Below are 17180 nucleotides of genomic sequence, written 5' to 3'. Positions count from 1 at the left end.
GAATAGGCTAACCAGACATCGTAACATGTATATTATCCATCTAAGCCAATATGGTTTTTTCTTTTTCATTTATTATAATTTATATTGAAAATTTTGTGGATTTAGATTAGGAGGATTCACTTATTAACTGTTTTAATCGAAATTTAATAATTCCTGAATATTCTGTATTCCCCACGGATAATAGCTGGATAGCTTTGTTTACAAAATCTACTTTACTCAATCCTAAGATCTCCTTCAATTTGTATAGGTTCAACAAAAACGTTTGAAATGCTTCTCCTCTTTTATCACAAAGTTCTGTAAAATTCAAATTCAATGTCTGTTCTAAATCATATAAAATTTTAACATTACTAGATAGTATTTTGTTATTTTCATCGTAATATATGGTGTCCATATCCTCAGATTCCATTGGATTCAAAAACAATTCTTGGTTACCTCTTTTCCGGCTACAATAATCTATTTTTTCTCCTGTATTTTTATCTACATAAAAAAAACCTGAACAAACTCCTAAAAAATTCTCATATATCAAAACCTTTTCTTCATCAATTGATTGAGGAATATAATGTTCTATTTCAATAACCGTATTAACTTCTTTTTGGCAATAAGCGCAAATCCCTACCTGTTCCGTTTTTAGAGAATCAAGTACTTCAGAACGGCATTCATCTCGAAGATCAGAATAATCATTACTGTTTTCTCTTAAATCAACTAGACAATTAGGCTCATTAGACTTGTGTATTCTTATCATAGTTTACCGAAATTTATCAATTGCTCCAAATCCTTAAGCCATTGTGGAGAGGAATCAACTCGTTTTTTTAATTCGATAAGTTTTTCTTCTGCTTCTTTAAATTTCATGTTATTAATTAACCGATCAATTTCCTTTTTTTCAGGATCATACAGATTTATTTTTGATTCAGTATGCAGTATTTTTTCCAATATCTCATTTGAAGATCCACTATAAACATCCGGTAAATCCTTACTTGATATAATCTCAAAGTTATTAATTGCAATTATCTGATCTTTTCGAACAGAGGAAGCTATTAGGGGAGAATGCGTACTTACAATAAACTGTATATTAGGAAATGTTTTCTCCAATGCTTTTATAATAGTCAACTGCCACTTAGGATGCAAGTGTGACTCTATTTCATCTATTAAAACGATTCCTGCAGTTTCATTCAATTTATCTGAATTGAAATTTAATGATACATTACGATAAATTAAATCTAACACAACGGAAAAAACGTATTTCTCCCCACTAGATAATTGCGAAAATTCAAAGTAATCATCACCTTTTAGCAATCTAAGACTCTGCACTGTAGAATAATTACTTTTACCTACAGAAACAAGTGTCTTTTCTGAATATAACATTGTAGTAAATACATTTAGACAATTACGAATATATTTCCCTATTACAGTTTCAGCCTTTAAATCTTCTTTTTCAATCTTATATTGGTTTTCAATATTAATTTGATTAACCATTAAGCTAGTTATTTCATCTAGCTTAATGACTTCTCCAAACATATTTTCATACCCTAAATTCCTATTATGCATTTGATTAAATCTGAGCGATGCTACTTTCCCACCCATAACATTTTTTACACATTGAAAATATCTAAATACTGGTAGAAGTTTTTCCTCCGATTTAGATTGATATATATCCAAAAATATTTTCTGAACCTTAGAATTGTCATTTCTTTGGACTTCAACCGAGTGATTTTTATCTAAGGGGAAAGCATTATATATCTTGTAAGATTGAGAAGGTAATCCTTCTTTTTCAATAAATACATCTGACCGAATGATTGAATTTATTGAATTCAAAGACACGCTTTCCATATCAATTCCATAATTTCCTGATCCACCTCTATTAAATTGAATAACCATTGAATTAATAATAGAAGCGATTGAATTTAAAATTGTAGACTTACCGGAGCCATTGACACCTATGACAATATTTGCTGCAGAATTATTAAAATTTATTAAAGTTTCATACTTAAAGCCGCCTAGTCCCTCAATACTATGCTTAGAAAGTGAAATTCTTTTTAGTTCGTTTATATTCATGTTTTTTTATATTAAAATTCCTCTTGAATGGCGATTGCGAATTTGTCTAGTAACATTCCTTCTTCAAAGGCTTTCATTGAAGTAATTTTATTTATTCCTACATTGTAAATCACTTCTACATAAAAATTCTTTAGACTATACAGCACATAATGTTTGATAGGTTTATTAATCGAGTGTATAAAAACGGATGTATTAAAAAGAACTCTGTGTTGCTCTCCTTCACCTAGTGAATTAAATTCGCTAACAGTCATAAAATGTGAATTACCCAATAAATATATAAAACTATCTGTTATTAGATATTATTGCATAGATTATTTGTGCTTCAGTAGTTTGATATTTTTACAGCTGCCTTTATAAGTTAGTCAAATAGTTCTTATTTTTTCGTAAATTAATAAGGCAACGATGTTGCTCTATTTAACATAATAGGAGTTATCGTTTCAAATCGCACTACTGATTACCAGATAGTTAACCGTTTTTGAACCGTGTAGGATCTCATTTATGCCAGTGGTACTTACAGTTTTGCAGCATTGCTGCTTTTTATGCTTGTGGATTGAAAGTATATTTTCAATAATCTTAATAATCAATTAAAAATTTTGAATGTGGTGTTCAGAGTGAAATTATACTAGAAAACATGTAAAACCCAATTCTCTTATCACTAATCGAATATTCTTTCTTTATAATAAATTAATCCTTCTTCAAAGTCTGTAGCTTTTAAATTCAAAATGCACTGAATTTGATTGATTATATCATCTTTTACATGATAAATATAGGAACAGGTATAAATTTCCTTTTGATCTTTATAGCCTATTTCGGATAACAAATAATTTTCCTCTAACCAATGATCAATATCTGAAATAATATTATAGTCGTTATTGATAATACCTAGATCATAATTTATTTTGTTTCTAAAAGAGTCTTTTTTAAGCACATAAATTTTGCTTAGATTTTTGTTTCGGCTAACTTCTCCATACAAAGTATTTTTGTACTCCCTAATAATTATACTGTCAGGATTATATTGAATAATATTTAAAATATAGTAGGACTTAGCACCGGATCCATTTCTTTGGTGGAAAAGTCCTTTTTCAATCAATCTATTACTTTGATCATATTTTTCAATTAAGAAATATCCTATTTCATTCCTATTGCTTATAGTTACAACTAAATTGTTGTTTACTATTTTATATTGATATATAAGATGCCATTGAATTTCATTTTCAATAGTAAAAATTTTCTCTGAAACTCTTCTTTTGCCTAATGTCTGCTGATAAGAGGTTTTTACTACCTTTTTTTTACCCTTAGTTAATCTAGCACGAGACTTGTAAAAACCAGAATACTCAATAATTGATTGATTAGCTGTCTTATATCTTTTATAAAAACCATAATTTCGAGAACCTTCCGGTTGAAGCAGAGGTTTAGTGATTATATCGTGAATTTCAAAGTATTGATCGTTGTTACCAGGGGGATATCTCTCACTTTTTACAATTTCCAAACCATTAACGTTATTATAAAATTCAATAAAATTTAATGTATCCTTATAATAATATTTATCTACTACCAATCCATCAATTATTCTCGATTTTAATCTACTATTTTCATAATTATAATGAATTGGTGTTATTTTTTCAAATCCTACTATACTTTCGAAAAATGTGTTTGGGTTATATAGCAGTTTGTCTTTAATAGATAATTTATTTTTTTCCTTAACTGTAATTTTGTTTTTAGTGGTTATGTAATATTCCTTGGGTAGCTTTGGAGGTTCTTGACTAAATTCTTGCCGTGATTCAAGCAAAGGATAGATCTTCTGATAATCAGTTTGCCCGATTAAAATGATTGGTAAAAAAAATAAAATAATCAAATAATTCTTAGTAGATGTCTCAATCATGCTATTACATTTTCTATTAGTTACTTCTAATATAATCATTTTACTAGAATCTAAATATCTAGACAATTAAAACTACTAAACCTATGTAATTACCGATATTACTCGTACTAATAGTTCAATTGTTCTATTAGTTCGGTTACTATTCTATCGAGATACTCTCTAGGTAAAAGCGAACAGTAGATTCTAAAAAGTAAGTTACGTTTATTGTTAATCAATAATGATCAATTCATAAACCGATGGACTAGTTAAACAAATAAGCCCGCCATATTGGCGGGCTATCTTACACACAATAAAACACACAACAACATCAGCCGTCCAAAGAATGCACAACTAATTTTCTTTTTGGTTTAGGTGGGATTGACCGTTCCTTGGTGATTGCCACTTCATCCTCCTGAATTATTTTTTGATGATACACGTTATATTTTAAGTTTGGAATTGCGTTATAGCGGTTCTTTCTTGCAGTCACAAAATTCTCCTGGTAGTTCTCTGTTGGTTTTTCAACTTGAAGGATAACATCTCCATCAAACTCTGAATCTGCACCACCGCGCATTGTTTTTCCGGTCGTTCGTTGAAAGATTAAAAAGAAAAGTTTACCATCATAAGCAATTCGTAAATGTTCATCTAATTCTAACTTCAATTCTTTTATCAATTTTTTCAATTTACCAAAGCTATCCACTAATATGATATCATGTGTATCTATTAATTCCCGTAAATCCTTATAGGTTTTAATCTCTTCCGCGTCTACAATAGAGATATGTTGATGATTCTCAGAGGATATATAATCATCTCTTTTGTCCTTGAATAGTTGACTTTGAGAATGTTCTTCCAAAGTCAAAAAAAGACATCTTTTTCCTGAACTAGCATAGTCCTCCATAACCTGAAAGAAAAACCGAGTCTTACCAGATCCTGCAGGAGCATCTAAGGTTATCACAACGCTTCCTTTTGGCTTTTTTTCTAGTTTGCCTAAAAAAGCTCCTATTTCAGAATTTAATACATAAGTTTCTGTAGGTTGAGCAATCCTGTCCAAATCCGCCATGGTACGAACTCCTTTAAGGCGTTTTGTCGATAGCCTTGGTGTATTTGCAGCAATTTTCGGTTTCAACGTTATGGGATCCTTCATCCTTACGCCTGTGGATACTTCAGGAAGTATTTTGATGGGTTGTTCGACAACTGGTAAAGCCTGTACTTGTAATGGTAGTGTACTAGTTGCAACCAAATCAACATAAGGAATGGATAGCCCATATACCTTAAGTTTTTCCTTTTTCTTAGTTGGTATTTGAGCAACTACTTTTTTCTTTGTAATCTTCTTTTTCTTTGCAACCGGAATAAGCTTTTTAGTTACTGAAATTTCAAAGGTTTTGTCCTTGTTTCGAGATAAAAGTGTACTCAATTTGCGGACTACTCTTTTTTCCTTTTCCTTTCTGGCTTGCTTTAGTATCTCATTGATCCTTTTCCGATCAATGACTTTACCGTCTAAGTTGTTGTATTGTTGTAGTGCTGTCATATGTGTTATATGGTATAGGTTTGACCTAAAGCCGAGAGTTCCGCGCTTACTTTTAAATTCGATGGATTAGAAAATAATTGCAATACATTATTCAGAAGGTTTCCGAAATTACTGACCTTCACGAAGGTTTCTAAATTTGGTATGTTCACACTTCCATTTGCAGGGATCTGTATATTGGTTAAATTCGGAAATGATTCACCTAAGAAATCGCCGTTTTTGGCAAAGAACTTCAACTTACTTAAAGTGACCACTTGTGCGGTGTTTAAATCTAAGTTTTGACTGGTAGGATTCTGAATATTCAAATCAATATTAAATTTCAATCCTCCGGACGAAATCTTTAAATCGCGGATCCCATTTACATTTAATTTGAGCTTATCCACTACGCCTTTAATTTCAGTTACTTTTTTACTACCAAAATAATACGTAGCAAATCCGATACCCGCTACAACCAACAATAACTTTTTCATACGATTACTTTTTTAAAAAGGTTAATAATCCATGCGTAAATGTTGTTCCACCGAAAGACCAGAAAAAAGACAGCTATAAGAGCCAAAAGCAACCAGAACCAATCCCAAAAACCAAAAGAATTATCGCGCTCTACAGCGACCTTTTTTTCCTTTTGAACTATTTCCGTTTTTTGAATAGATTTATCCGTTTTGGTTTCCCTTGTATTGTCCTTAATTTGTGAAGAATCCACTTCTTTGGAAAACTCTTTTTCAATGATCACATTTTCGTACTTCTTACCTTCAACAAAAAAGGGTTTTGTCTGATCAACTGCTTTATATACCACACGGTCATTTGTGCGTATAATTTGAACATCGGTAGTGATATCATTTACTTTAATTGCAACAATATCCTTTTGCTCTAAAGTGTTTACTTTTGTCGATGTTTTTTCCATCACTCTTTTTCTGGTACCACAACTACAAAGTGCCAGTGCTATTGAAAGCAGTAAAAGAACATATGAGATAATTCTGTTTAGGTTTAGCATAATGATCGGTATTCTAGTACTCTATATTTAGGGTAGGCCTGTATAGAGACTTTATTATTTTGATTTCCTCCAAGGACATACACAAATGTTTCAGTTGCTTTAATAAAAAAACCAACATGACCTTTCCAACTTTTACGACTTTCACGCCATAGCACAACGACATCTCCTGGTACCGGATTGGTAGTTTGATTTCCTACGGTTAACCAACTACGTGCGTTTAGTTTTTTAGAATATGGTAGCTCAGCGGTTTTACAAACCCAATTTGCAAATGCAGAACACCATGCGGTTTCATCCTTATAATGACTCGATTTAAATTCTTCTAGATCAAAATATTTTAGGATTTCAGGATTATCTTTCTCACCTCTGATTTCTTTGGTGTCATATTCTCCTAAAGCAATAGCTATGTGTTTTAGGTCTTTCATGATCGCTTCTTTTTTGATCTTCGAATTAGAAATTGCTTTACATAAAAGGATACAATAGTACCCATTACCATTGCGATCACAGTAAATACTGTTTTCAGAATAGGATGTTCAAAGAAATTACCCGAAAGAAATCCGAAAGTATAGATCGCCAACTCTATAGGTTTATTCATCTGTGCCATTTTTAGAGGTTTTTGACTTAACAATTTTTGTTATTTTACCGGGTATCTTAGCAATCGCGCTTCCTTTAGACTTGGAAATCTCAACAATCGAAATAGGAGCAGCTATACATAATACCGCAGCCAAAAACGCAATGCCATTTATTGCCGTATTTTCAATGGTGTCGGTAATAAATCCATATGCTATTTTTATCAAAATAGACAGTCCAAAAAGGAATAAAACATATTCCCATACTCCGTATTTTTTTAAATAATTTGCCATAGCTTTTATTTTTTTAGTTTGTTATTTTAATAGTGTTATTAGGGAGTGTTATTTTAACATCCAAACATTACCGCCTATATATCTTAGGGTTACAGTTTCTCCGGCATTGATAGTTAAACTTCCCCTGATATCTGTGCTTCCTCCTTGTATTAAAGTGACAACATTACTTGTGGTACTGGCGTTCATAAAAACCAATTCCTTTCCGGCTTGCCAACCTTCCGTAGCTTCATCATTAATAGTATAACTTGCGTTAGAAGTACTACTATGTACCCAAGTGTCATTATTGGTGATTATTCTGTTTACATTATACTCAGAAGGCTCTGGTGTGGTTTCAAAATTATTCGGAATCGTACCTCCATCATTAACAAGAATTCCAGAACCATCTCCTCCAGTATCGACACCCGTTGCGAATAAGGTACCTGACAGATACCAATTACGCCATCTCAATACGTTAGTACCTCCATCTGCAACATCTGTTGCATACGGATTAAACTGATTCAGACCCATTCTCATTTGACCATAAGAATTATCAGAAACTTTTTGAAAATCCCAATATGCAATTGAGTTTAATACTCTACCACGAAGTCTATAATTATCGGAACTAAAAGTATTTTGAAGTTCAAAAAACGGTGAAGTGTTATCACCATCTGTTAACGTAAGGTTTTGTGTGGTATCCAATCCGCTTCCAGATGTTTGCCAACTATTCGAACCTAATTCCGCATCGATACCGCTAATTATTTCAATTGCGGTTTGATCAGCAGTAGCATTCGATTCAATACCATTAATTTTTGCTTTATCGGTTCCACTTAAAAGCCCATCATTCCCAAAAGCAGTTGCAACCGTAATAATTGCATTGGATCCTGTATCACTTTGGACTGTATTATTTGTAGGATCATAACTAAGGTTAGTTATTCCAGAACCTAATGAAACATTACATTCCACATTATCAATCCCTGCTCTACCTATCCAAGTAATGTTTTCACAGGTACAATCCACTAAAGTTATCGCACCGACATTGACAAAAGCAGCATCATTTAAGTTTATCGTTTTAGGAGAAGCGCTTTTAAAGGTAAAGTCCTTGAAAAATGTTGTTCCTAATTGTTCAAAACGGATCCATTTTTTATAGGTTCCGACTTCGGTAGATGCCACTTGTAGATCAAAGAATCCACCATTAAAAACAAGGTTTACATTTTTGTCATTAACCCTGAATATGGCTGCTCCTGTATTTGTCCAGTCAAACTCATTCTCCGGAATGGTTACCTGTAAACGATTAAAAGTAAGTGTTGGCGCATTAGCCGTTAGAACGTCTCCAAATTGATCCGCATCAATACGCAACCATCCATCGATAGAAAGGTCATTAATCGTTCTATCTTTTGGTAATCCATATTTTAAGTTCATCGATGCTTCACTGTACACCGTATGATAGTCTGTAATTGGCCAATAGACATTCGATGCTGCATAATCTCTCGATGCTCTTGGTTGTCTTGCTCCACGAATACTAAAATTCTTTAAATACCCGCCATAATCCTTGGTTGGAATTGGAGATGCATTCCACATTTTAGACAAGCCGTTTTCACCAATAACAATTCTTTCATATTCTGTGTCTTGCTCAAAAGTGTTCGATAGTCTGGTTTTGTCATTAAGAGTGATGTGGATATTCTCATAACCCACGTTCATATTTACATCTGTAAATAAATAAGATGCCCACGGTCTGTCATGAGTCATTCTATTATCTCTAAAAAAAGACAATGCTCTATCTGCTATCGGTGCATCCAGATTGGTAACTACGAAATTATGTAATTCATTGTCGTATACATCCGCTCCATTAGCGCGTATTTGAATCTCTCCATTTATACCCGTATTATCAAAAAATTGTGCATTTCTATCTACTTGAACAGATCCGTTGAAGATATGATTACCGTGTGCCATAGCATCCCTACTATCATCCATTGATAAAGCCCTGGTATAATTAGTTCTTGTATACTCAAAATCGCTCGTACCGTAGAAGGTGCAATTGATTACTTTGATTCCAACGGTATTGATCCAATTCAGATATCCGGTAAAAGCATTTTCAAACACAACACCATCAAATATTTGATCCTGAGTAGTACTGTGTTGATCCTCGGTATTAGATGCGAATGCAGGAAGTACCAAGCCTATTTTTTTCATGCTACCACCTATCATTCTAAAGTGACTGGGCATATTACTCAGTCCGTGAGCAGCTGCTTCTCTCAAGTGTACATTAGTTAAGGTCAAATGATGTCCATTCAAAGGCGCTCTTACCTGCACATCGATTAAGGTTAAATCTTGCGGTCGGTTAACCTTAATCCTTACAAACTTAACTTCATCATTGAATTCATAGGTTTGATAAAATCGTTGTTCATCAGAAGCATACAAATAATTTCCATCTACATCATAATAATACGCTCTAAACCATTTATCGGTGAGTCCAGACCATCCCGAAGAAGCCTGACCCGCAAACTGATAATTTCGCAAGCCGTTTCTTTCCGGTTTACTTATTCTAGTATTTTCAAATTGCTGTGTACTAACATCCAGATATAATTCTGTATAGGCAAAATCTGAATTCGCATCCGGTGTAACTATTCCTGTAATTTCATCCACATCACCATACACCATTTGGGTAACTCTTTGTTGGACATTAGTCACATTATCTCCCTTAATATAATTGGTGAATTGAAGATCTCCAGCAGTACTAAATAAAGTACCTTCAGTTTGAATCATCGATACATCTTTGATATGAGTTGCATAGGCACCTGTACGACCGTACATCACGATGTTGAAATCATCTCCGGAATCTGCTAGCGGTTCCCCACTATAATTATGCATTAATCGATCCTGCTTCAAAATACCTCCTTCCCATCGGAAACGATGTGTGTTTCCATAGGTGATCATTCGAGTACGTCTTAAATTGTGCGGAATTGATGCAATGGTTGCTCCGTATGCTTCCACGCTGATATCATCTGTACCATCTCCAAAATACCAGCCCACTACAGGATCGTCTAATCCTAAAGCACCATTGAAAGTATATTCTGATTTAAAATAAGTCCCTGGAGTAAATATGAATTTCCCTGATTTTTGGTTTCTTACATAAATCGCGTTTTTTCCCTGTTGGAAATTATCATATCCAGTCCATACCAATTGATCGGTGACCGTTCTGGTAACATTATCGGCAATTATTACTTCCGTAGGACTGTTTACCGCTACAATTGTTGTCTGTAAAGATTTCTGACCAACAGAAGTATCAACAAAACCAGTAGCAGCTCCTTTGATCGCTATAAAATTACCAATATCATCATTAGTAAAGTTAGCTCCGGTAACGGTTAACACATTTGTTCCTGTGGTAATGGATCCGGTTTCATATTCTTTCCCATCTCCTTGTAATCCAAAATTTGTTGCATAAATTATTGGTGATGAATTCCAAGTACCGTCTATGGTTCCTTCACCAATAATACCTGGACGATCTCCATTGAATATTGGTGTGGTATTTGTTCCGGATAAATTAAACCCTTTTTTATCTATGCTTCCTGTTGAAAAACTCCAGACTTGATTAGCAACCGCCACATAATCCGCTACCATATCAATATCGGACTGTATATCAATATAAGAATCTTCTGGAGCGTTATTAATATCTGCCAAACTATTCGCTACAATTATATTTCCGTTACTGGATCCTCCGCTACTTGGAATCGTAATGGTATTTCCATTCGAAATACTTAACTGATCATTTGTAATAGATAAGGTTTGGTTATCCGTTCCACCTCCCGCTGTAGAGAGGTCAACATCTATTATATTTTGAAATCCTGTTTTAGCTCCTAAGCCTTGGGATTCATTTGCAAAAATAGATCCTTCGTTAATGAAGCAGTAGAAATCTGGATCCAAACCAGTAAGGTTTTGATGATCCGTAGTAAACTGTAGGAATCCTTTTGGTACTGAGCTAAGGTTAGGACTTACATCTGATCCGAATAATGAAATATGAATTCTTTTCCCTGGTTGATCTAAGTACTCAAAGGCACTTTTACGTAATAATAAGTAATTAACGTTCGTTGTACCTTGTTGAATTTCAGTAGTAATTACATCGTTTAAAGTATAATCAGAATTAGTAAGATCAACAGGTGATGAGTATCCTCGGGTTTTTAAGTTTTCAACTTTTAAAAAACCATTTTGCGTAACTACAAATCGTTTACCAACACTACCATTAGTAATCAATTCATCGTTATCTGAACTTGTCTTTAAAATATTAGTGATATTTACAAAAGGTACCTCTCTGTAGTTGTTATTCGTATAGACATAGAATTTATTACTGTTTTGGGCGTAGTAAATAACTTTTTCATCTCCTGGATTAGGAAAAGCACCAAATTGGCCATACTGTTGAAAGTTATCTGATCCTGATAATAGATCTACTATCGATGGTCTACCTTCAGCATCTAATGTAATTGCAGTGGTTGACGGTATGGTGTCTAATCCTATAAATCGTGTGTTTTTTCCAATGGTTCTTTGTCCAAAAATTGGAAGAGATAAAGCGAATAATAGTATATAAAGTAACTTTTTCATTGTTGCATATTTAGAATTCAGCGCCTGCGCCTTCTTCATTTATTGTAAAGTGTAAATTGAATTGATAGGTTATTGCAGGATCGATGATTTGATCATCATTAGAGATTGCAAAGTAGATTCCGTTAGTATCAAATTTTATATTATTAACACCAAAGACAGTTTCTATAGAATGCCATCCACCGCCAAAAGGGTCTCCATCATTAGGATTCTTCTTTCTAAAATTTGTAACGGTGTATTCATCCACGTTGAAATTATGATCAAACCCAGAGTTATAACCATCAGGATGAATTCCTGCTAACAATATAGCTCCGGTTACATCGATGGTGATCGATAACACATCTTTATTAAAGTACTTGGTATTAGTATTCTGAAGCTCTGAACTAATATCCAAATTAGGGACTGGAGTATAACTTTCCAGTACGATAATATCAGCAGCGGTTAACTGTTGTCCTCCTATTCCAAAATTCCCGTCGGGGATCCTTATTAAAAACTTAGTCTTCATCTACTGAGGTGGTGTTTTTGTATTATCAATAGTAAATACTGGCAATTCGTTTTCCGCAACTGTAAAATTTGGTGATGTATTAATAGCAGTTGCTAATTCAGCAGTTGTTGGAATATCATTGCTTGTTTGAATATCAAACAAAGTGATCTCCTTTGGAGATTTCTTTACTCCATTACCATTTCCTTGAATTACCGGATTTCTATAAAAGTTCTTTCCTATTTCTAACATTGAATTTTCATTTATACAATTACAAATCCTTCTTGTACCATTTCGTTGGTTAGTTTCCTTTGAAGATCAGCTATAGAGTTTCCGAATGTCATATGGAAATGAGGTTTATCATTAAAACTAGCACCCCATGAAAAACCAAAAGATTCTCCTATTTCCCCTATTCTTTGCCAGTTAGGATTGTTATATATTGGTTGTCCATTAACCATTTCTACCACATCAATTGCAAGACCATAATTATGGTATGAAAATCCTGCTCTAGCATCTGTTACAATATCCCCTGGAGTTGTTCTACCTTGTGCATATAAAGCATCTTGCTCATCAAAGGTTCGCGTAGCATCAGTAACACGCAACTTAATTCCTTCTCGTTCTGCTTTATTGATAAAAGCCTTGGCACGTTCCCGTATATCTGGATGCAAGGTATTGATCCGCTGTTGTGAAATTAGATCCCAAACAGCACGCTCAATTGGTTTACGTAATACGAAAATCAATCCAACAATGGCAACGCCTATCAATATTTTATTTCGGGTCTTCATCATTAACTTATAGACTTACTTTTTTTGGTTTTTTTCTAAACGCGAAGTATGTAGCCACTCCTAAAGCAGCTAACCACCAACCAACTGATGATTTTTTTACTTTTGGTTTAGATATAATTACCACTTCATCCAATGGTTCTATTTGATCATCTAACACTATATCTTTATTGTGAGATAACTCAGAAAACGTAAGTATTCTAGTTTCCTTTCCAATGTGAGAAAAAATGAACTCGTCATTAGGTCTAGCTTCTAAATGGGCGATTCCATTTTGATTAGTGATGGTTGCAAAATTTCCCACAGAACCTTGAATATGGACGCCTTGTAAAGGATCTCCATATCCATCCACAACTCGTATCTCTATTTGCGATGGTGCTGCAGGACGATTAATATTCTTGTCAATTATATGACCGCATCCAAATTGTTTAGTTTTCATACTATAATTTTTCGTTTCTGATTTGATTTTGTAATACCACACCTTGTTCGCAATTGAAACCAAAAATGTTGCAGTCTTCTATGATGTAGTAATTTTCTCCTTCAAAATTTCCGTGAGCAATGACGTCTCCTAATTCTTCATTAAAAAGCGCCTGTTTAAATAATTCGTTCGTTCCTAACCAGGTACCCGTTTGGTTACTAGCTTTATTTACTATGATTCCTTCCTTTTTTGCTACATACAAGGTAGATCCAATAGGATACAAGGTTTCCAGGTCATTGGAAATTCCTGATTGAAGTATCGAATAAAATGTGTTCAGCTCTTGAGTATCTAAACCGTTTTGTACATCAAACCCTAGATTTCTTTGAAATAGGATTTTATATGCTTCGGCTACCGTTTTAATATTAATCTTCGGATCAGATGCAATTTTAAAAAGCGCATCTTCATCTGTAGAAATATCAAATGAAGGAAGAATAAGAGATAGGAATCCTTTGGGTTCAAAACGACTAAAGGAATTGTAAATAATTCCGGCAGCAATTAAATTCGGGTTACCGATATTATCATTCGCATACTTTTTTGCGCGCCAATTTCGATACCATTTTGGACCAAAATAAATCAACGCCAAAGTGCCAGCTGTAAGCGCGATTGGTTTAGCATTTTTGCTAAAAAAATCAACACTCCTATCCGTTGCTTTCGCTACTGATGGCGCTAATGCATTAGCAGCTACCAAAGCAGCCGGATTTCCTAATCCTTTATTTTTTTTCTTTTTATTCATCTACATTAAAAATGATGTGATCATTGACCATTGTTGCACTAAAGCTTTTCGTGCTTCAGGTGACTTTGCCAATAGAAATAGTTTACCAAGTTCATCGTCATTCAAATTATCTGACATATACTGTAGTGCTTTGCTTCTTTGATTTTCTGATATGGGAGTAGCACCTTTAACCGTTACTGTTGCCATCTGGTGTAATTTTGTGTTTTATTAATAGTTGTTGTAATTCCTGTGCGAATTCTGTATTATTTTCACTAAAACCTTCTAGCACATAATACACTGCATTCACTTGCTCCTGAGAGATCCCTTCAGCACCTAAAATAATCTGTATCAATTCTCCTTTAGCACCTTCTGGTATCGTAGGTTGTTGTGGAGCATTTAATCCTTGAGATTGTGCCATAGAAGCGAATCCCTTTAATGCAGGACTAACTTCTTTTACCAAGTCTCCCCAAAACTTTTTATTATCATTGCTTTTCTCCAATTGGCGCTTGTCTTCTTCCAGTAGTTCCTTTTCCTTGGAAAGACGTTCTGTTTTTTCTTTCTCCAATTGCAATTCTGATTTTAACCTTTGTAAATCATGACGATCGACGTGCAAACTCAGTTGTTCTGGAAATGACATTCCTGGAGCGTTTAATCCCTGTGTCATCGATGCTACTTGTGTCGGTTCAACCGTACGGTTTTCTTTTGGTGCTGGTTTCTCACCAAAACCCATATTAACGGCTAATCCTTCTCTTACCGCAGTATTACCTCTAGGAGAAAATAATTGGATTTGGATTTTTTCATATCCCTTATCCTTAACATTTTCTAGCAACCAGTTATCAATACTACCGCTTTGCTCGATCATGATACTTCCACTAATACGCTGCTTATTACTTATAATGGAAGTACCGGTGATAAGATCCTTGATCTCTATAATCAGGTTTTCTCTTTCTAAGCGTTGTATGACGCGTTTGATTTCTGGCTCCATTCTTAACATTGTTTTTTAACAAGCTCGTTGTATATACATACTAGCTTTGGATTGTTTCCTGGTTGAATAATTACAGGAATTTTACCTTCCATTGGGATGGTAGTAGCAGAACAGTTAAACATTTCACCTGGTTTCACTGTGACATTATGGATAATCACATTAGTATCTCCTTCATTATGAAAACGAGGTGCAATCATTCCGTCTAACGAAAAATTGTTATCTGTTTTATACAAAGTATCCGAGGACACTGTCGTTGCATATCCTAATATGCGCCAAATGGCATCCTGAAATACTTTTAACATGCTGCCAATTGTTTAATGAAAAACACGATTTGAATCTTCACTTCCGCAGCAAATGCTTCTGGAGCGATTAACCGCGCTTCAATATCCTTATTACCTTTACTGTTTAATGGAAAAAATCCATCTATCGGATGATTTCCGATTGCTAAACGTCCCCATAAAGACACATCCATAGGATCGTTAATCACTTGACCGTGTTCATAAAATCCTAAATTTAGAATCTTATCTACATTTCCCTTGACAACAGCAACAGCTTTAATCTCAACAGCTTCTTCTAACTTGATCTTTTCCGATACTTGTTGCTGGTTGGCTGGAAGCGTGATATCCAAGGTCTCCGTCTTGAATTTGTATTTTGGCTGTGAGTATCCATCAAAATCCTGATTCATAATTGTATTTTTTGATAAAAAGAGCCTTGCCTATAAACAAGGCTCTTTATAAATGAGAATAAATAATTAATGGCTAGAACGTCTAGACTATACGTTTCTAATAGTAGTATACCCTTTGAATAATACTTCCAGGTAATCAAAAATGTTTGCTCCTACAGGCAATGCAACTCCTTCTGGGAATTTCAATTGTAATGTAATTGGCTGATCGTCTGCCAATACATACCAGTCGTTAAGATTGTAATATCTATCCTCTGGTTTCACCATATCTCTATCGGCTCTAATAAGATCCAATAATGGTAATTCCACTAGTTTTCTATTCCCTTGTGACACCATTAAAATTGCATTTCTTAAGGCAGGAATTTCAGTCGAACTATATCCTAAAGAAGCAGGAGAAACTTTAGTGGCATTCTGTTTGTATCCAACAGCAATTGCGTTGAAAACAACCGCTTCTCCGCTATTTAATTTAACACCATTAAAAGTTGATAAACCATCAACCTTATCGGTAGTATTGGTAATCAAATCAATTGTTCCGGCTCCCGCAGTAATTTCTTTTCTTACATAGGCTACGTGATGTAAAACTCTGATACCACCTTCGGCTATATCACGTCTTAATCCGCTACTTAATACTCCTTCTTGTGACTTAAGAAACGTATAGGCTTGGTCGATTTCTGTATAATTTTCCATTTGTTTTTTACTTTTTATAAATTATTTCAATTTGTTTTTAAATACTTCCTTTGTTTGTCTTGGGTTAACGGTAGGATTTAGGTGCCGATGCAACACTTTCTTCTAAACGAAAAGTAGTGTCGAAAGACGGCATCCTTAGTGCTCTGTAAGTGGATTGCGAGCCACATCTACCATCAGGACAACCAAGTCCTAAAGCTCCTGCAAATGCTTTATCAGCAGTGGTTGCAGTATCGCCTGTATTGATCTTACTACCTAAGAAATCTTTAGCAAGTGAAATTGTAGATTCAATCGCCACACCTCCTAAGAAGAAGGAAGTAGGTTTAATGGTTTTAGATCCTCCCTGAGAAGCCATTAATACGACAGTCGCTCCAACTAGCTTAGCTATTTGAACTAACTTTTTTTGTTTTTCCGGTACAACTGCTGTTAAAGCACCTGACGCCGCAACTCCAGCAGTTCCCCCAAAAAGATGAGGAAGTGTATTGGTTGCCGATTTTGAATTTAATTTGTCAAACATTTGTTTA

At 34.3% G+C, this 17180-nt stretch carries 22 protein-coding genes; all 22 read right to left on the bottom strand.

Going from position 1 to position 17180, the window contains the following annotated elements; all coding sequences use genetic code 11:
• Positions 1-106: 106 nt before the first annotated feature.
• The gene (locus Q0975_RS00655) at positions 107-742 is read right to left on the bottom strand and encodes a hypothetical protein (RefSeq protein WP_299431608.1); all 636 of its coding nucleotides are present in this window, start codon (positions 740-742) and stop codon (positions 107-109) included.
• On the bottom strand, positions 739-2052 hold the full coding sequence (locus tag Q0975_RS00650) for an AAA family ATPase (RefSeq protein ID WP_299431605.1): 1314 nt from the start codon (positions 2050-2052) through the stop codon (positions 739-741). Before Q0975_RS00650 ends, Q0975_RS00655 begins: the two co-directional genes overlap by 4 nt.
• An 11-nt stretch (positions 2053-2063) precedes the next feature.
• A complete protein-coding gene (locus tag Q0975_RS00645) occupies positions 2064-2303 on the bottom strand; it encodes a hypothetical protein (protein WP_299431602.1) in 240 nt (79 codons plus the stop codon).
• 404 nt (positions 2304-2707) lie between these two features.
• Entirely contained in the window at positions 2708-3973 is a 1266-nt protein-coding gene (locus tag Q0975_RS00640) for a hypothetical protein (RefSeq protein WP_299431599.1), read from the bottom strand.
• A gap of 268 nt (positions 3974-4241) precedes the next feature.
• A complete protein-coding gene (locus Q0975_RS00635; RefSeq protein ID WP_299431596.1) occupies positions 4242-5438 on the bottom strand; it encodes a hypothetical protein in 1197 nt (398 codons plus the stop codon).
• Positions 5439-5443: 5 nt separating this feature from the next.
• Positions 5444-5905, bottom strand: coding sequence for a hypothetical protein (locus Q0975_RS00630; protein ID WP_299431593.1), 462 nt, complete (start codon positions 5903-5905; stop codon positions 5444-5446).
• The gene (locus Q0975_RS00625) at positions 5902-6426 is read right to left on the bottom strand and encodes a hypothetical protein (protein WP_299431590.1); all 525 of its coding nucleotides are present in this window, start codon (positions 6424-6426) and stop codon (positions 5902-5904) included. The genes Q0975_RS00630 and Q0975_RS00625 overlap by 4 nt, the downstream gene beginning before the upstream one ends.
• Complete coding sequence (locus Q0975_RS00620; protein ID WP_299431587.1) at positions 6420-6848, bottom strand: TIGR02594 family protein; 429 nt, start codon at positions 6846-6848, stop codon at positions 6420-6422. Before Q0975_RS00620 ends, Q0975_RS00625 begins: the two co-directional genes overlap by 7 nt.
• Positions 6845-7018 (bottom strand): hypothetical protein, encoded by a 174-nt coding sequence (locus Q0975_RS00615; protein WP_299431584.1) that lies wholly within the window; start codon positions 7016-7018, stop codon positions 6845-6847. The genes Q0975_RS00620 and Q0975_RS00615 overlap by 4 nt, the downstream gene beginning before the upstream one ends.
• A complete protein-coding gene (locus Q0975_RS00610) occupies positions 7011-7286 on the bottom strand; it encodes a hypothetical protein (RefSeq protein WP_299431581.1) in 276 nt (91 codons plus the stop codon). Before Q0975_RS00610 ends, Q0975_RS00615 begins: the two co-directional genes overlap by 8 nt.
• Before the next feature lie 48 nt (positions 7287-7334).
• Positions 7335-11858, bottom strand: a complete 4524-nt coding sequence (locus tag Q0975_RS00605) for a hypothetical protein (protein ID WP_299431578.1) — start codon at positions 11856-11858, stop codon at positions 7335-7337.
• Positions 11859-11868: 10 nt separating this feature from the next.
• On the bottom strand, positions 11869-12360 hold the full coding sequence (locus tag Q0975_RS00600) for a hypothetical protein (protein WP_299431575.1): 492 nt from the start codon (positions 12358-12360) through the stop codon (positions 11869-11871).
• On the bottom strand, positions 12361-12588 hold the full coding sequence (locus Q0975_RS00595) for a hypothetical protein (protein ID WP_299431572.1): 228 nt from the start codon (positions 12586-12588) through the stop codon (positions 12361-12363).
• An 11-nt stretch (positions 12589-12599) separates the two neighbouring features.
• Positions 12600-13124, bottom strand: a complete 525-nt coding sequence (locus tag Q0975_RS00590) for a M15 family metallopeptidase (RefSeq protein ID WP_299431569.1) — start codon at positions 13122-13124, stop codon at positions 12600-12602.
• Between the two features lie 4 nt (positions 13125-13128).
• Complete coding sequence (locus tag Q0975_RS00585) at positions 13129-13554, bottom strand: hypothetical protein (RefSeq protein ID WP_299431567.1); 426 nt, start codon at positions 13552-13554, stop codon at positions 13129-13131.
• A 1-nt stretch (position 13555) separates the two neighbouring features.
• Complete coding sequence (locus Q0975_RS00580) at positions 13556-14326, bottom strand: hypothetical protein (RefSeq protein ID WP_299431564.1); 771 nt, start codon at positions 14324-14326, stop codon at positions 13556-13558.
• Complete coding sequence (locus Q0975_RS00575) at positions 14327-14512, bottom strand: hypothetical protein (protein ID WP_299431561.1); 186 nt, start codon at positions 14510-14512, stop codon at positions 14327-14329.
• Entirely contained in the window at positions 14493-15290 is a 798-nt protein-coding gene (locus tag Q0975_RS00570; protein ID WP_299431558.1) for a hypothetical protein, read from the bottom strand. Before Q0975_RS00570 ends, Q0975_RS00575 begins: the two co-directional genes overlap by 20 nt.
• A gap of 2 nt (positions 15291-15292) precedes the next feature.
• Positions 15293-15592: a hypothetical protein gene (locus Q0975_RS00565; protein ID WP_299431555.1), complete on the bottom strand. Its 300-nt coding sequence runs from the start codon at positions 15590-15592 to the stop codon at positions 15293-15295.
• Entirely contained in the window at positions 15586-15975 is a 390-nt protein-coding gene (locus tag Q0975_RS00560; RefSeq protein ID WP_299431552.1) for a hypothetical protein, read from the bottom strand. The genes Q0975_RS00565 and Q0975_RS00560 overlap by 7 nt, the downstream gene beginning before the upstream one ends.
• Before the next feature lie 87 nt (positions 15976-16062).
• A complete protein-coding gene (locus Q0975_RS00555; protein WP_299431549.1) occupies positions 16063-16659 on the bottom strand; it encodes a hypothetical protein in 597 nt (198 codons plus the stop codon).
• 64 nt (positions 16660-16723) lie between these two features.
• The gene (locus tag Q0975_RS00550; protein ID WP_299431546.1) at positions 16724-17173 is read right to left on the bottom strand and encodes a hypothetical protein; all 450 of its coding nucleotides are present in this window, start codon (positions 17171-17173) and stop codon (positions 16724-16726) included.
• Positions 17174-17180 lie beyond the last annotated feature (7 nt).

It is taken from the genome of uncultured Aquimarina sp., from assembly GCF_947500065.1.
Classification (GTDB): domain Bacteria; phylum Bacteroidota; class Bacteroidia; order Flavobacteriales; family Flavobacteriaceae; genus Aquimarina.
This window is presented reverse-complemented; position numbering and strand designations above follow the sequence as displayed.

Coding starts and splice junctions, on each gene's coding strand:
- Q0975_RS00630 (WP_299431593.1), bottom strand. CDS start 5,905: ATGAAAAAGTTATTGTTGGTTGTAGCGGGTATCGGATTTGCTACGTAT.
- Q0975_RS00550 (WP_299431546.1), bottom strand. CDS start 17,173: ATGTTTGACAAATTAAATTCAAAATCGGCAACCAATACACTTCCTCAT.
- Q0975_RS00555 (WP_299431549.1), bottom strand. CDS start 16,659: ATGGAAAATTATACAGAAATCGACCAAGCCTATACGTTTCTTAAGTCA.
- Q0975_RS00635 (WP_299431596.1), bottom strand. CDS start 5,438: ATGACAGCACTACAACAATACAACAACTTAGACGGTAAAGTCATTGAT.
- Q0975_RS00655 (WP_299431608.1), bottom strand. CDS start 742: ATGATAAGAATACACAAGTCTAATGAGCCTAATTGTCTAGTTGATTTA.
- Q0975_RS00650 (WP_299431605.1), bottom strand. CDS start 2,052: ATGAATATAAACGAACTAAAAAGAATTTCACTTTCTAAGCATAGTATT.
- Q0975_RS00595 (WP_299431572.1), bottom strand. CDS start 12,588: ATGTTAGAAATAGGAAAGAACTTTTATAGAAATCCGGTAATTCAAGGA.
- Q0975_RS00605 (WP_299431578.1), bottom strand. CDS start 11,858: ATGAAAAAGTTACTTTATATACTATTATTCGCTTTATCTCTTCCAATT.
- Q0975_RS00565 (WP_299431555.1), bottom strand. CDS start 15,592: ATGTTAAAAGTATTTCAGGATGCCATTTGGCGCATATTAGGATATGCA.
- Q0975_RS00615 (WP_299431584.1), bottom strand. CDS start 7,018: ATGAATAAACCTATAGAGTTGGCGATCTATACTTTCGGATTTCTTTCG.
- Q0975_RS00600 (WP_299431575.1), bottom strand. CDS start 12,360: ATGAAGACTAAGTTTTTAATAAGGATCCCCGACGGGAATTTTGGAATA.
- Q0975_RS00570 (WP_299431558.1), bottom strand. CDS start 15,290: ATGGAGCCAGAAATCAAACGCGTCATACAACGCTTAGAAAGAGAAAAC.
- Q0975_RS00610 (WP_299431581.1), bottom strand. CDS start 7,286: ATGGCAAATTATTTAAAAAAATACGGAGTATGGGAATATGTTTTATTC.
- Q0975_RS00590 (WP_299431569.1), bottom strand. CDS start 13,124: ATGATGAAGACCCGAAATAAAATATTGATAGGCGTTGCCATTGTTGGA.
- Q0975_RS00640 (WP_299431599.1), bottom strand. CDS start 3,973: ATGATTATATTAGAAGTAACTAATAGAAAATGTAATAGCATGATTGAG.
- Q0975_RS00620 (WP_299431587.1), bottom strand. CDS start 6,848: ATGAAAGACCTAAAACACATAGCTATTGCTTTAGGAGAATATGACACC.
- Q0975_RS00625 (WP_299431590.1), bottom strand. CDS start 6,426: ATGCTAAACCTAAACAGAATTATCTCATATGTTCTTTTACTGCTTTCA.
- Q0975_RS00560 (WP_299431552.1), bottom strand. CDS start 15,975: ATGAATCAGGATTTTGATGGATACTCACAGCCAAAATACAAATTCAAG.
- Q0975_RS00575 (WP_299431561.1), bottom strand. CDS start 14,512: ATGGCAACAGTAACGGTTAAAGGTGCTACTCCCATATCAGAAAATCAA.
- Q0975_RS00580 (WP_299431564.1), bottom strand. CDS start 14,326: ATGAATAAAAAGAAAAAAAATAAAGGATTAGGAAATCCGGCTGCTTTG.
- Q0975_RS00645 (WP_299431602.1), bottom strand. CDS start 2,303: ATGACTGTTAGCGAATTTAATTCACTAGGTGAAGGAGAGCAACACAGA.
- Q0975_RS00585 (WP_299431567.1), bottom strand. CDS start 13,554: ATGAAAACTAAACAATTTGGATGCGGTCATATAATTGACAAGAATATT.